Source organism: Winogradskyella sediminis (genome assembly GCF_003387355.1).
Lineage (GTDB): Bacteria > Bacteroidota > Bacteroidia > Flavobacteriales > Flavobacteriaceae > Winogradskyella > Winogradskyella sediminis.
Genome location: NZ_QUNH01000001.1, coordinates 971,960 through 987,204, shown reverse-complemented (window position 1 = coordinate 987,204; position 15,245 = coordinate 971,960). Strand labels below are relative to the sequence as shown.

Genomic DNA, 15,245 nt, shown 5'->3' with positions numbered 1-15,245 from the left:
AAAGATAATCTAAACTCGCTTTACAAAACAATTTTTTAAACTACGAAAACGTTATAGTATATTAAAAATATACGATATTTGTGGGCAATTAATCAATATTTCACTACATGTCAAAACCAAATCAAACTTTAGGTGAGTTTATCATCGAAAATCAAACAGCTTTTAAATACACTTCAGGAGAATTATCTCGACTTCTCAATTCTATTCGTTTAGCTGCCAAGGTCGTTAACCACGAAGTAAACAAAGCGGGTTTAGTAGATATTATTGGTAACGCTGGTGATACCAATATTCAAGGTGAAGATCAGCAAAAATTAGATGTTTATGCAAATGACAAATTTATACAAACCCTAACAAAAAGAAACATCGTTTGTGGTATTGCTAGTGAAGAGGAAGACGATTTTATTGCTATTAATAGTCAAGATGAAAACAATCAAAACAAGTATGTTGTTTTAATTGATCCATTAGACGGATCTTCTAACATTGATGTTAACGTTTCTGTAGGTACCATTTTTTCTATTTATAGACGTGTCACTCCATTGGGCACACCAGTAACTCTAGAAGATTTTTTACAGAAAGGAAGCGCACAAGTTGCTGCTGGTTATGTGGTATATGGCACATCTACAATGCTTGTGTACACTACGGGTTATGGTGTAAATGGTTTTACGCTTAATCCCGCAATTGGATCTTATTATTTATCGCATCCCAACATGCAATTTCCAGAAGATGGTAATATTTACTCTGTAAATGAAGGTAATTATTCTGATTTTCCTGTGGGCATCAAAAAATATATAAAATATTGTCAACAAGACGAAGATGAAAGACCTTACACCAGTCGTTATATTGGATCTTTAGTTTCTGATTTTCATAGAAATATGATTAAAGGAGGCATCTACATGTATCCTAAAAGTACAAAGAACCCAAAAGGAAAACTACGTTTACTGTACGAATGTAATCCTATGGCTTTTATTGCAGAACAAGCTAATGGTAAAGCCAGTGATGGATTTACAAGAATAATGGACATACAGCCCACAGAATTGCATGAACGTGTGCCTTTTATTTGCGGTAGTAAAAACATGGTAGAAAAAGCTGAAGAATTTATGCGTAATGAGCAATAAATAACAGATTTTACGTTGAATTATTCGCATTAAAAAAAGCGACTATCTTTATAATGATAGTCGCTTTTTATTTCATATAAAGACTGGTCACCTATTCATTCATAGACTTAATACCTGCAATAAATTCTTCTAGGCTCACTTTGTCGTAAGCCAAGGCTAAAGCTTTATCAGCAATATATTTTACGTTAGCGGAATTAAATCCTAAACCAACGCAAAGCTTTTCTAATAACCAATGTTGATTTGGTCCTTCTATATCATCTATCCATACCATACGTGCCAAATCATACAAACGCTCTAAACGTTTGTCGTAAGAAATGGGTGGGTTAATTGAATGAGAAGCGTAATCTTTAAGAATTGATTCATAATCGCTTTCGGTAATGTCTAAGCGTGTTGCTAAACGGTCTAAAAACGCTTTCTCCGTCTCATTAATAACACCATCACTCATTGCAACTCTTACTATAGCTGCAAAATGATCTGCATTACGTTTTTTAAATCCGCTTTCGAATAAATCTGAAAATGACATATATCTATTTTATTTATAATCTTATTATTAATTCTGAACAAATATAATTCTATTCAAAGAATTATCATTAGTGTACACTTCAAAAATTTTATATTTGCAACTTCAAACCAAGAAACTTGAGTAAAGTAGCTATTGCCGAAACATTTTTACAGACTTTGCAAATGCAAAATCTGCAAACCGCTATTGCCTCTTCTCAAACAAAAGCGCATTTAAAAGGCCTTGTCGGTTCTTCTTTTTCGATAACGGTTGCTGAAGCGTTTAAATCTGCAGATCATCCTTTTTTGTTAATTTTCGATGATAAAGAAGAAGCGGCTTTTTATCTTAATGATCTAGAACAGCTTATTAATGATAAAGATGTATTGTTTTATCCAGGAAGTTACAGAAGACCTTACCAAATTGAAGAGACTAATAATGCTAATGTTTTATTACGTGCCGAGGTTTTAAACCGAATTAATTCGCGCAAAAAACCCTGTATTATTGTAACGTATCCCGATGCACTTTTTGAAAAAGTGGTCACTAAAAAGGAACTTGAAAAGAACACCCTAAAAATAGCCGTAGGTAACGATTTAAGTATCGATTTTGTAAACGAAGTCTTATTTGAATACAAATTTAAACGTGTTGATTTTGTAACCGAACCCGGTGATTTTTCTGTTCGAGGAGGTATTGTTGACGTGTTTTCGTTTTCTCATGATGAGCCGTACAGAATAGAATTTTTTGGGGATGAAGTTGATAGTATTCGAACGTTTGATGTAGAAACACAACTCTCAACTGAGCGCATTAAAAAAGTGAGCATTATTCCAAATGTTGCCAATAAAATGATTGCCGAGCAGCGCGAAAGTTTTTTAAAATACATTTCGAATAAAACCGTCATATTCTCTAAAAATGCATCATTGACATTTTCTAGAATAGATGATTTTTATAACAAAGCAGAAGATGCTTTTAATAATTTATCGAGTGACGTAAAGCATGCCTCACCCGAAGTGTTATTCTGTAATTCAGACTTATTAAAACGACAGTTTTTAGACTATTCTCTTATAGAGTTTGGCTCGGAAGCCTACTTTGCACAACAACTCATTGCATTTTATACCAAGCCACAGCCTACTTTCAATAAACAGTTTAATCTATTAATTGAAAATTTAAATGAAAATCATGATAACGGTATAACCAATTATATTGCTTGCGTTAGTGAACAGCAGGCCAAACGTTTTCATGATATTTTTGATGATGCCGAGCAAACCGTACATTATAAAACGGTTGTGCTTTCGCTTTATCAAGGCTTTGTAGATACGGAGCATCAACTTGCGGTATATACAGATCATCAAATTTTTGATCGCTATCATAAATTCCACCTTAAAAATGGTTACGCCAAAAAGCAAGCCATTACTTTAAAGGAACTTACAAATCTGGAAATTGGAGATTACGTAACTCATATTGACCATGGCATTGGTAAATTTGGAGGTCTTCAAAAAATAGATGTTGAAGGCAAAAAACAAGAAGCTATAAAATTGGTATATGGTGAACGCGATATTTTATACCTCAGCATACACTCGTTACACAAAATCACTAAGTTTAACGGTAAAGATGGCAAACCACCAACCGTTTATAAACTAGGAAGTAAAGCCTGGAAAACGTTAAAACAGAAAACCAAATCGCGTGTTAAAGAAATTGCGTTCAATCTTATTAAGCTTTATGCTAAACGTCGACTAAAGAAAGGGTTTCAGTACGCGCCAGACAGCCATATGCAACACGAGCTAGAAGCCTCGTTTATTTATGAAGATACGCCAGATCAAATAACCTCTACAGCCAATATAAAGGCCGATATGGAGAGTGAGCGACCAATGGATCGCTTAGTCTGTGGTGATGTTGGTTTTGGTAAAACCGAAGTCGCTATTAGAGCTGCATTTAAAGCTGTAGATAACGGAAAACAGGTCGCTGTTTTAGTCCCGACCACAATATTAGCATATCAACACTCACGGACGTTTAAGGAGCGTTTAAAGGATTTTCCGGTAACCGTAGATTACGTTAACCGTTTTAGAACTGCTAAAGAAAAACGTGAAACGTTAGAAGGATTAGAAAAGGGAAGTGTAGATATCATTATTGGTACCCATCAACTGGCTAGCAAAAATGTAAAATTTAAAGATCTTGGTCTACTTATTGTTGATGAAGAACAAAAATTTGGAGTCGCAGTTAAAGAAAAATTACGGACTTTAAAGGAAAACGTCGATGTATTAACATTAACAGCGACACCTATTCCAAGAACACTTCAGTTTAGTTTAATGGCTGCAAGAGATTTATCGGTTATTAATACAGCACCTCCTAATCGCTACCCTATAGAAAGTCAGGTTATACGTTTTAACGAAGAAACAATAAGAGACGCAGTAAGTTATGAAATTCAGCGTGGAGGCCAGGTGTATTTTATTCATAATAGAATTGAAAATATTAAGGAAGTGGCTGGCATGATACAACGATTAGTACCAGATGCAAAAATTGGTATAGGTCATGGGCAACTCGATGGTAAGAAACTCGAAAATCTTATGCTTGCATTTATGAATGGAGAATTCGATGTTTTAGTAGCAACCACAATTGTAGAAAGCGGATTAGATGTCCCAAATGCTAATACTATTTTCATCAATAATACTAATAATTTTGGTTTAAGTGATTTACATCAAATGCGTGGTCGTGTTGGTCGTAGTAACAAAAAAGCATTCTGCTATTTTATTACTCCAGAATACTCAGCAATGACAACCGATGCCAGAAAGCGTATTTCCGCTTTAGAACAATTTACTGAATTGGGTAGCGGATTTAACATTGCCATGAAAGATTTAGAAATTAGAGGCGCTGGAGATATTTTAGGTGGAGAACAAAGTGGGTTTATTAATGATATCGGTTTTGATACGTATCAAAAAATACTAAATGAAGCCATTGAGGAATTAAAGGAAACTGAATTTTCAGATTTATATAAAGACGACCTCAAGCCTAAAGCGTATGTAAAGGATATTACTATTGATACTGATTTTGAATTATTATTTCCAGACGATTATATCAATAATATTACCGAGCGTTTAAACCTTTATACCAAACTCAACGACATTAAAACAGAAGAAGAACTCGCTAAATTTGAAACCGAAATTATCGACAGATTTGGCGAATTACCTATTCAAGTTTCAGACTTATTAGATAGTGTACGCTTAAAATGGATTGCCACAAAAATGGGAATAGAAAAACTCATTATGAAACAAGGTAAAATGATTGGTTATTTTGTACAAGACCAGCAAAGTGGTTTTTATCAAAGTGATGCATTTACAAAAGTGTTACAGTTTGTACAGTTAAATGCTCATAAATGTAAAATGAAAGAGAAACAAACTAGAAAAGGTTTACGTTTGCTTCTTACCTTCGAAAATATAACATCTACCAAACAAGCACTGGCAGCGTTATCCGATATTAAATGAATGAAAAAAGTCACTTAAATCATCTGTTACTGCTCATTATTGCAACTATTTGTCTCAGCACTTCTGGTCCTTTAGGAAAATTTATAGATATGCCTACACCTGTAATAATTTGGTGGCGCTCTATTATAGCAACAATCTTGTTATTTTTATTCTGTATTTATAAAGGCATTAATTTAAAAATTAAAACTAAAAAAGATCGACTCACTTTTTTTATCGCTGGTTTATTAATGGGTGGCCATTGGATTTTCTATTTCTATGCCTTAAAATTATCTAATGTGGCTATTGGGATGATTTCATTGTTTACGTTTCCTGTAATTATCGCCTTACTAGAACCCTTATTTTCAAAAGTTAAATTAGATCCTATACATATTGTTCTCGGCATAATGGTGTTGCTAGGCATTTATATTTTAGCTCCAGATTTTAATTTAGAGAGCAATCAATTACAAGGCGTGTTATTTGGTATCTTATCTGCACTATGCTATGCACTTCGTATTTTAATGCTAAAAGATCATATTACTAACTATAGTGGCATTATGCTTATGTTTTACCAAGTATTGATATTAACTGTGGTATTGGCTCCTATTTTATTTTTTATGGATACTTCTAATATTAAAACGCAATATCCTTACGTTCTATTATTAGCTATAGTAACCACAACCTTCGGACATACCATGTTTGTAAATAGTTTGCAATATTTTAAGGCAAGTACGGCGAGTATAATTGGTAGCACACAACCTATATTTGGAATTATTATTGCATTCTTTTTCTTAAATGAATTACCTTCCCCTAATACCTTTATTGGTGGGAGTTTAATATTGGCAACAGTAATTATTGAAAGCGTTAGATCTAATAAGAGTTGATACGCTATAAAAACACATTATAACATGAAAAAATTATTAATCCTATTTTTAGTTTTACCCTTACTAACACAAGCTCAGAGTGTAAAAGGTACTTTTTCACCTGCTGAAGATTTTAGTTATGCTTTTTTATATCATGCCACACCAGAAAGTGCAAACTATGTCGATAGAGGCCAATTAGATAGTATTGGTAATTTTGAAATACAACTAGATTCCTCGTTAACTCCTGGAATTTATAAAATTGTATATGCCATTCCGCCTGAAGAAAATAATTTCGATTTTATCTATGATGGTAAAGAAACCGTCGCTTTTAAATTTAGTAATGATAAAGGAGTTGAATTTACCAAATCTGAAGAAAATAAACTGTGGTCGTCGTACTTAAAAAGTATAGAAATGGTAAACCAAACTATTAGTAATTTTTACTCAAAGGAGAATAATGATAAAAAAGGGTTTACGGCTATTTTCAAAACCTTAAAAGACACGCAAACGGCTTACGAAGAATTGGCTAAAGATAAATTAGTGTTTCATTTTATTAAAGCAAATAGACCATACATTCCAAAAGAGTATGAGGATATTAGCACCTATTCCAAGCACCTTAAGCAACATTATTTGAGTCAGGTAGATTTTAACAATTACCTTCTACAGAGTTCATCTTACTTAATAGATCGTGTTACTGCTTATGTTTTTAATATGGTAGCTAATCCTAGCGAAGCAACTTATAAAGCACATATAGATGATGTTGCAGCAGCTATTAAAACTGACGATTTAAGTATTAAAACTAGTCTCTTAGAAATACTTTGGCAACGCTTTGCGGCTTTAAATAATACTACAATAGCTAACTATATTACTGATCATTATTTATTAGAATTAGCAAAATCTACTAACAATAAAGTTTTAGAAGACACAATAACTTCTTTTAAAAACACCTCTATTGGCACTACAGCACCCAATTTTGATATCACTTTAGATGATAAAAAAACCAGCTTGCATCAGTTAAAAGAAGCAGAACACTATTTACTCGTTTTTTGGAGTAGTGGTTGTAGTCATTGTTTAAACGAACTTCCAAAAGTAAAAACCTTAGTAGCTAACAAACCTCAGTTAAAAGTCGTTGCCTTTGGATTAGAAGATAATGAAAGAGACTGGACAAAAGAAAAAGATAATTATCCTAATTTTATTCACCAAATTGGCTTGGGTAAATGGGATAACCCAGTCGTGAATGCTTACGGTATTTCTGCAACACCAACATATTTTATACTCGATGCTTCAAAGCGTATTATAGCCAAACCTAACGAATTAAAGGATTTAGAAGTTTTATTAAAAGCGTTGTAAGCTTCTAACGTATTTATAAAATTATGATATATATATAATATAGCGGTTATGCTAAACAGAACCCATTAGGATTATAATACACATGCTTTACTCACTACTTCAATAAAATGAAAAAACGCCCAGTAAAAACAAGTGTTTCAACTGAGCGTTTTGAAACTAAATAACCAACCAAATTTAGTTTCATATGTATTGTTTTATGTATCAAAACTTAGATTTCGATTTAAACTTCTCGCGTACTAGTTCTAACATTATCTACCTTCTTCGTTTTTTGCTTACGCTTTTTAGTCCTTTGTTCTTCTGAATTAGATTTACCACCATCTAAGCTTTCACTTCTATAGTACTGAATATATCCAAGACCTTTAAACTCATAAACTGTACCAGAATTAGCGTGAAACAATTCTATTGTACTATCATTAATAACGCTAAGTTCGAAGTATTCATTGTTGAAGAAATCATAATCTAATGTTAATGTTTTTAAGTAGCTATTTCCTGAAACATTACTCACTGCATAATCTCCTGTAAAATCCCAATAAATGTTATTTGTATTATACATATTTGCATCTTGAGAACTTCTAAACGTAGCATCATTACCACCAGATAAAAATTGTAAATAATTCTCGTTATCAAAATCATTTAAAGCTCCATAATTACTGGTATATGATTTCTCCCACGCATCGTACTCTTGTAAGAAGTAATGAATATTGTCATAAAACACATAATCGTAATCAAAGTTAGAACGTTGATATCCATCTAAAAAATAAGACGTATCGTTATATGGATTATAGAGTTCAATGGTATTATTATCTATTTGATAGACATCAAAACTATCATAACCGTCAATAATATGGTTAACATCCAATATCATATCATAAGCATCGTAAGTACCTATTTCTACACCATATCCGTTTCCTTGACTCCCAATACCAACCAAATTGTTGTTAGCATACATCAACCCATTTTTAAATGAAACCGTAAAAGCAATTTGTAAAAATGGAGTTTCTCCATAACCTTGAGTGGCATTAATATCCACATACCACAAGTCATAAGAATTTAATAATTGATTTAATGAAACCGAAGGTTCTTCCACATAGTGAAGATCTTCTACATAACACGATGTAAACAGTGTTGCTATAAATGCAAATCCTAAAAGTAATTTTGTCGTTTTCATAATCTCTGCGTTTTTGGGTTGTTGTTTTCTAAAGATTTCAAAACACGTGCCAAAATTATATGTAGTATTAACTTCCCTGTGTATAAAGCCCTTAAAATGGAGGTAAAAAAATGAAAAACTTCTTAATAAATGAGTTTTTCAATCAACCTATAAACTTCATATAATTTGTGTATTTTTGATATAGAAAATTGACACAATCACTATGAGTGACACTATAAAATATGCGGTTTTTGGTGCCGGAAGTTGGGCTACTGCTATTGTAAAAATGCTTAGCGAAAATTTGGATGAAATTGGTTGGTATATGCGAAGCGTTTATGCTAAAGAGCACATTCTAAAAGAACAACACAACCCTAGTTATCTAAGTTCTGTTGAATTTCGTACTGAGCAACTTAAACTCAGTAATGATATGAATGAGATCGCAGATTGGGCCGATGTTCTTATCTTCGTGATTCCTTCTGCTTTTATTCATGCCGAATTAGAGAAACTAACGGTAGATATAAGTAAAAAAACGATTGTTTCTGCTGTAAAAGGTATAATGCCTGAAACAGGCAAACTGGTTGGCGAACAGTTTCATGACGAATATAATATTCCATTTGAAAACATTGCTGTTATTGCTGGTCCTTGCCACGCTGAAGAAGTGGCTTTAGAGCGCCTATCTTATCTAACAATTGCTTGCGACGATGTTAAAAAAGCACAAGCTATAGCTAACAATTTATCGAGCGACTATATTAAAACTAAAACCAGTGATGATATTATAGGTATTGAATATGCGGTAATGCTAAAAAATATTTATGCTATTGCAGCCGGAATTGCACATGGCTTAGGCTATGGTGATAATTTTCAGAGCGTATTAATGAGTAACTCTATTAGAGAGATGAAACGCTTTATCAAAAAAATGCACAAAATGAAACGCAATATTAATAACTCAGCATATTTAGGCGACTTATTAGTGACGGGTTACTCTATCTTTTCTCGAAACCGAATGTTCGGAAACATGATTGGTAAAGGCTACACCGTTAAATCTGCGCAAATGGAAATGAATATGATTGCCGAAGGCTACTACGCTACCAAAAGTGCACATCTACTCAATCAAAAAAATAAAAAGAAGACACAATTGCCTATTATAAATGCCGTTTACGACATTTTATACGAAGGAAAAGATGCTAAAAAGGTATTTAAGAAATTAACGGACAAGTTAGATTAGTTGGAATTTTAGCTATGTTTCTTACTTAACTAAAACACCACGCAATTGCATTAAAGGCAAGGTTTGCAATGCCTTTTCATTTATAGTATTTTTTCTAAAAACATAGGTTTTATCAAACATTTTATTGCCTTCAAAAAAGGTGACCTTAAAGGTATTGTTTAGTTCTAAAACCTTCTCTTGCAGAAACTCAATCTTGGCGTAACTACGTGCTGGTAATTTAGCAATAGTATGACGCATCGGTGGAGTTATTTTTGTTTCAGATTTCCCCTGAGAAACAATAAGAACGGTTTCTAAATCGGTATCACTATTGTTTATGATGTAAGCGTTCCAGTCTATGGTTTTATATTCTAAGTGTTTTTCTTGCACAACAGCAACGTGCACATTTTTTACTTCAGGAATGTCTATGTCTTTTTTCATACTGCAAAAGTAAATATTCTACTCAAAATAAGAATTAGAATACGCACTACTTATAATTCCTTTTAAATTATAAATCACAAGATGCTTAAAAAGTTCTTCTTCTGTATAAGATTTAAATAAATTACCCTCTTTAAATAATAGATAATCTACTCTATAAAAATAGAGTTTTACCACCAAAGCTACATTAACGTCCTGTCTAATGGCACCGGCTTTTTTAGCCTTAATCAGTAAGTCTGATATAATATCCTTACTTAATTCTTCTATAAAATCCTGATATAACTTATTGGCTTTAGGGTAGTATTTCTCAATACCAAAAAGAAAAGAAGGCTTGAAGTATTTTAAATACTCAAACCCTCTTTTGTAAATAAGTATAACGCTTAAAATTGGATCTGTACTATTGCTATTAATCAATCTATTGATATCGCCTTTATACTCATTTAGTAAACTTTCTACTCCACTTGTAACTAAATCTTCTTTGTTTTTAAAAAACGTATAAATGGTTTTCTTAGAGATGCCAAGCTCTTTTGCCAAATCATCTAAGGTAACATGCTTGCTACCAAATTGAGTAAATTTGGCTATGGCACATTGTAACAAGTCGTCTTTAGTAATCATTATATGTTATTTCCAACCTCCACCAAGAGCTTCATACAAATCAACAATAGCAACAAATTGCTGCAATTTGCTATCTATAATATTAAGTTCTGCACTTAATGCGCTTTCTCTTGCTGTTAATAAATCTAAATAATTGGCGTAACCGTTTTTAAGTAATTCTTCAGAGTTGGCTTCAGCAGTACGTAGTGCTTCCACTTCATTTTTTCTAAATTCGAACTTTTTAGTTTCGGCTTCGTAAGAATACAAGGCATTAGACACTTCATTTCCTGCCACTAATAAAGTCTTTTTAAACTGCAGTAAAGCTTGTTCTTGTTGTGCAATTGCGACTTCTTTTGCCGTTTTTAATTTTCTCTGATTAAAAATTGGTTGTGTTAAACCGCCAACTACAGTGGCAAACAACGAATTAGCATTTAATAATTTATCTAACTCTAAACTTTGAAATCCACCTGAAGCCGTTAACGTTAAAGACGGGTAAAAATTACTATTAGCCACATTTGTAAGTTCAAAGGACTGAATTAAACCATACTCCGCTGCCATAACATCTGGTCTGTTACTTAATAAAGTAGCTGGTACTCCGAGTACAATGTCTTGCTCAATATTTTGAGAATCTAAGCGACTTCTTTCAAAATGCTGTGCCGGTTTACCTAATAAAATACTTAAAGTGTTTTCCGTTTTAAAAATTGCAGTTTCAATATCTACTTGTAGTGCTCTAGCACTGTTGTATTGTGCAATATTTTGGTCTACAGCAACTTGAGTTACTTGTCCTGCCTCTTTTAGAGCCTTTATGGTTTTTACACCACTTTCTCTCGTGGCTATAGTCTGTTTCGTTATTTCTAACTGTGCATCTAAAGCTAATAAGTTATAATATGTGCTTGCAATGCTAGATACCAGCTGTGTTTTAATTAACTGATGGCCTGCAACACTTTGCAAATAGCCTGCTTGTGTGGCACGTTTATTACTTCTTATTTTCCCCCAAATATCGGCTTCCCAAGATAGGTTTGCAGTAATATCATAAGTATCTATACCTCCACTAAACAACGATCCAAATTGACTATTTTCTGATAGTTCTTGGTGCGTTGCATTAGCGCCAATACTCGCAGAAGGCAAATAACCTGCTTTACCTTGTTTGGCATAGGCTTCTGCAGCTAGCATTTGCTGCAGTGCGATACGAACATCCATATTGTTTTGCAGGCCCTCTTCAATATAATTTTGAAGGTATTGATCTGTAAATAACGTTTTCCAAGACACATCTGCCATAGACACGCTGTCCGTTGGTAGATTATCTGTTCTATATAGCGCTTCAGTTTCAGATTGTATATCTGGTCTTACGTAATCTTGTGCTACAAAACAGCTTTGTAATGTAACGCCAACAACTAGTAATAACGCTCCTTTGCTAAAATTTCTATGTTTTATAATTGATTTCATTATTCTTAGTTTTCAATTGTTTGTACTGCTGGTTTACTTGAAACTTTTTCTTGTAACCACTGAAATAAAATAAACAGAATAGGAATAACAAAGACTCCTAAAATAGTTCCAATAAGCATACCACCTGCAGCCCCTGTACCAATTGAGTTGTTTCCTTCTGCACCTACTCCATTCGCCAACACAAGAGGCATAAGTCCTAAAATAAAGGCAAAAGAAGTCATAAGAATAGGACGTAAACGTGCTTCCGCACCATGGATAGCAGCCTCTACAATACTTTCTCCATTTTTACGTCGCTGCAGTGCAAATTCTACAATAAGAATCGCATTTTTAGCCAATAAACCGATAAGCATAATAAGGGCTATTTGGAAATAAATGTTGTTTTCTAAACCGAAGAATTTCGTACTTATATAGGCACCAAATACACCAAACGGCAAGGATAATACCACGGCAAATGGCAATAAGTAACTTTCGTATTGTGCACTTAATAAGAAATACACAAATAGAATACTTAATATAAAGATAAAGGTGGTTTGGTTACCTGCATTGACCTCTTCACGTGTTAAACCAGAATAAGCCACTGTATAATTACTTGGTAATTTTGCCACTTCTTCTTCAATAACTCTAATCGCATCACCTGTACTAAATCCATCGTTTGTAGCTCCTGTTATACTTGTAGAGTTTAGTAAGTTAAAACGTGTTACCGATTGCGGACCATATACACGTTTTAAGGTAACAAACTGAGTAATAGGAGTCATTTCTCCACTATCTGTTCTTACATACATGCTATTTAATGCACTTTCATCTGCTCTGTCTTCTGGTAATGCTTGAATATAAACTCTAAATTGTTTTCCGAATCTCGAAAAATCTGAGGCATAAATTCCACCGATATAGCCTTGTAATGTCGAAAAAATACTAGTTACCGAAACTCCCTTTTCTTTAGCTAAAGGTACATTAACTTCCATTTCGTATTGTGGATAATTAGTACTAAAAGAAGATGTTGCGTACTTAATTTCTGGATGACTCATTAAAGCCATAGAAAAATCTTTATTCACTTTGTCCAAATCTGTGAATTCTCCACCATACTTGTCTAACAAATTAATTTCGAAACCTGAAGCATTACCAAAACCACGAATACTTGGTGGTGAAAAGAATATGATATTAGCTTCGGGAATAGTAGCTGCAATTCCAAATAATTTTCCTGTAATAGCTTGTGCGGAAAGTGAAGGGTCTTCACGGTCTGCCCAATCTTCTAATTTAATAATACCAAAACCATAGTTACTACCAGAACCAGAAATTAAACTTCTTCCTTTTATAAAGTTAACACCAACAATACCATCTATCCCTTCAATTTTACTGTATAACGTTTTAGCAACTTCATTGGTTCTATCTAAAGACGCTCCTGGAGGTAATTCAATATTTGCAAAAATAATTCCTCTATCTTCATTAGGTACAAAACCTGTTGGAGTAGTTGTCGATGCCCAATAAATACCAACTCCGGCAATAATTAATAATAATACCGAAACAAATTTTCTTTTGTATAAAAACTGAAGTGATCTTCCATAACGCTCTACAGTAGCATTAAATCCACGATTGAATAAGGTATAAAAACGTTTTAACGGACTTTTCCCTTTTAATTCTTCATCGTCTTTATGCTCTTTTAATAATAAAGCACATAACGCAGGACTTAAAGTTAAGGCATTAACGGCAGAAATAAGAATGGCAATAATTAAGGTCACACCAAACTGCTCGTAAAAAACTCCGGTTGGACCTGTAACAAACGTTACTGGTATAAATACGGCTGCCATAACTAAAGTAATGGAGATAATAGCTCCAGAAATTTCATTCATTGCTGTTAATGTTGCTTTTTTCGGGTTGTGCTCCCCTTCGTCCATTTTAGCATGTACGGCCTCAACAACCACAATGGCATCATCTACTACAATTCCGATAGCGAGTACTAATGCAAATAATGTTAAAAGGTTGATAGAGTATCCAAAAACATTCAAGAAAAAGAAGGTACCAATAATAGATACAGGTACTGCAATCGCCGGAATTAAAGTAGAACGAAAATCTTGCAAGAAGATGAATACGACTAAGAATACCAGTAAAAAGGCTTCTAATAGTGTACTAACCACTTTCTCGATAGAAGCATTTAAAAATAAACTTGTATCGTATGGCACAAATATATCGAGACCTTCAGGAAGATCGGCTTTTACATCCTCTAGAGTAGTTTTAATGTTTTCAATAATTTCTTGCGCATTTGAACCTTTGGTTTGAAAAATCCCCATAAACACTGCTGGATTTCCTAAACTCATAGCGTTAGAAGCATAAGATTGTGCATCTAACTCAATAGTTGCTATATCTTTAAGACGCAAAAATTCGCCATTTCCTAAAGCTTTGATAACGATATCGCTGTATTGCGCTTCATCTTTAAAACGACCGCTATAGGTTAAGGTATATGAAAATGATTCCCCATTATTTTCACCTAAAGACCCTGCGGCTGCTTCTAAATTTTGTTCGGCTAATGCAGCAGAAACATCTGACGGTATTAAGTTATAAGCGGCTAATTTTTGTGGATTTAACCAAATACGCATGGCGTAATCTTGTTGAGAAAACACACTTACATCACCCACACCACTGATACGTTGCATAGCAGGAATGACATTAATTTTTAAGTAATTCTGAATAAACGTAGCGTCATAATTTTCACTTTCAGAATACATGGCAATAAACATTAACGCACTAGTCTCTTGCTTTTGTGTTACAACACCTGTTTGAGTAACTTCCGCAGGTAATAATGGAGCAGCTCTAGCCACACGGTTCTGAACGTTTACGGCTGCAATATCAGCATCCATTTCTTGATCAAAATAGACCGTAATTTCTGCGGTTCCGGTGTTAGAAGCAGTAGACGTTATGTACGTCATCCCTTCCACTCCATTTATTTGTTCTTCAATAGGAACAATAACACTTTCTAAAACGGTTTCGGCGTTTGCACCTGTATAATTGGCTGTTACCTTAATTGTAGGTGGTGCAATATCTGGATATTCCTCTATGGGTAAGCTAGTAATACTAATCACTCCTAGCAAAACTATGATAATAGAGATTACTGTTGAAAGCACAGGTCTTTCAATAAATGTTTTTAACATGAC

The 15,245-nt window shown here is 33.6% G+C and carries 11 protein-coding genes; 5 read left to right on the top strand and 6 right to left on the bottom strand.

The genetic code is table 11. The annotated features are described in order from the left end of the window. The first annotated feature begins 107 nt into the window (after positions 1–107). Positions 108–1,115 carry a class 1 fructose-bisphosphatase gene (fbp, locus tag C8N41_RS04200; protein WP_092445478.1) on the top strand — a complete coding sequence of 336 codons (1,008 nt, stop codon included), beginning with the start codon at positions 108–110 and terminating at the stop codon, positions 1,113–1,115. 91 nt (positions 1,116–1,206) lie between these two features. On the opposite strand, the gene C8N41_RS04195 is transcribed toward fbp, so the two are convergent. Next, complete coding sequence (locus C8N41_RS04195; protein WP_092445480.1) at positions 1,207–1,638, bottom strand: tellurite resistance TerB family protein; 432 nt, start codon at positions 1,636–1,638, stop codon at positions 1,207–1,209. 161 nt (positions 1,639–1,799) lie between these two features. Here C8N41_RS04195 and mfd point away from each other — a divergent pair, with 161 nt between their 5' ends. From mfd to C8N41_RS04180, 3 genes are read left to right on the top strand one after another with little or no spacing between them, the layout of a single operon-like run. Next, positions 1,800–5,087 (top strand): transcription-repair coupling factor, encoded by a 3,288-nt coding sequence (gene mfd, locus C8N41_RS04190; RefSeq protein WP_394364692.1) that lies wholly within the window; start codon positions 1,800–1,802, stop codon positions 5,085–5,087. Beyond that, positions 5,084–5,947, top strand: coding sequence for a DMT family transporter (locus tag C8N41_RS04185; RefSeq protein ID WP_115838322.1), 864 nt, complete (start codon positions 5,084–5,086; stop codon positions 5,945–5,947). The genes mfd and C8N41_RS04185 overlap by 4 nt, the downstream gene beginning before the upstream one ends. Before the next feature lie 24 nt (positions 5,948–5,971). Further along, positions 5,972–7,273, top strand: coding sequence for a TlpA family protein disulfide reductase (locus C8N41_RS04180; RefSeq protein WP_115838321.1), 1,302 nt, complete (start codon positions 5,972–5,974; stop codon positions 7,271–7,273). A gap of 220 nt (positions 7,274–7,493) precedes the next feature. Here C8N41_RS04180 and C8N41_RS04175 read toward each other — a convergent pair whose 3' ends face one another. Continuing rightward, on the bottom strand, positions 7,494–8,441 hold the full coding sequence (locus tag C8N41_RS04175; protein ID WP_115838320.1) for a nicotinic acid mononucleotide adenyltransferase: 948 nt from the start codon (positions 8,439–8,441) through the stop codon (positions 7,494–7,496). 202 nt (positions 8,442–8,643) lie between these two features. Between C8N41_RS04175 and C8N41_RS04170 the strand changes: the two genes are divergently transcribed. Next, positions 8,644–9,645, top strand: coding sequence for an NAD(P)H-dependent glycerol-3-phosphate dehydrogenase (locus tag C8N41_RS04170; protein ID WP_115838319.1), 1,002 nt, complete (start codon positions 8,644–8,646; stop codon positions 9,643–9,645). A 21-nt stretch (positions 9,646–9,666) separates the two neighbouring features. On the opposite strand, the gene C8N41_RS04165 is transcribed toward C8N41_RS04170, so the two are convergent. From C8N41_RS04165 to C8N41_RS04150, 4 genes are read right to left on the bottom strand one after another with little or no spacing between them, the layout of a single operon-like run. Then, positions 9,667–10,062, bottom strand: coding sequence for a hypothetical protein (locus C8N41_RS04165; protein WP_092445492.1), 396 nt, complete (start codon positions 10,060–10,062; stop codon positions 9,667–9,669). A gap of 18 nt (positions 10,063–10,080) precedes the next feature. Beyond that, entirely contained in the window at positions 10,081–10,674 is a 594-nt protein-coding gene (locus C8N41_RS04160) for a TetR/AcrR family transcriptional regulator (protein ID WP_115838318.1), read from the bottom strand. 6 nt (positions 10,675–10,680) lie between these two features. Further along, positions 10,681–12,099 (bottom strand): efflux transporter outer membrane subunit, encoded by a 1,419-nt coding sequence (locus C8N41_RS04155; protein ID WP_115838317.1) that lies wholly within the window; start codon positions 12,097–12,099, stop codon positions 10,681–10,683. Between the two features lie 5 nt (positions 12,100–12,104). Beyond that, complete coding sequence (locus tag C8N41_RS04150; RefSeq protein WP_115838316.1) at positions 12,105–15,242, bottom strand: efflux RND transporter permease subunit; 3,138 nt, start codon at positions 15,240–15,242, stop codon at positions 12,105–12,107. Positions 15,243–15,245: the final 3 nt, after the last annotated feature.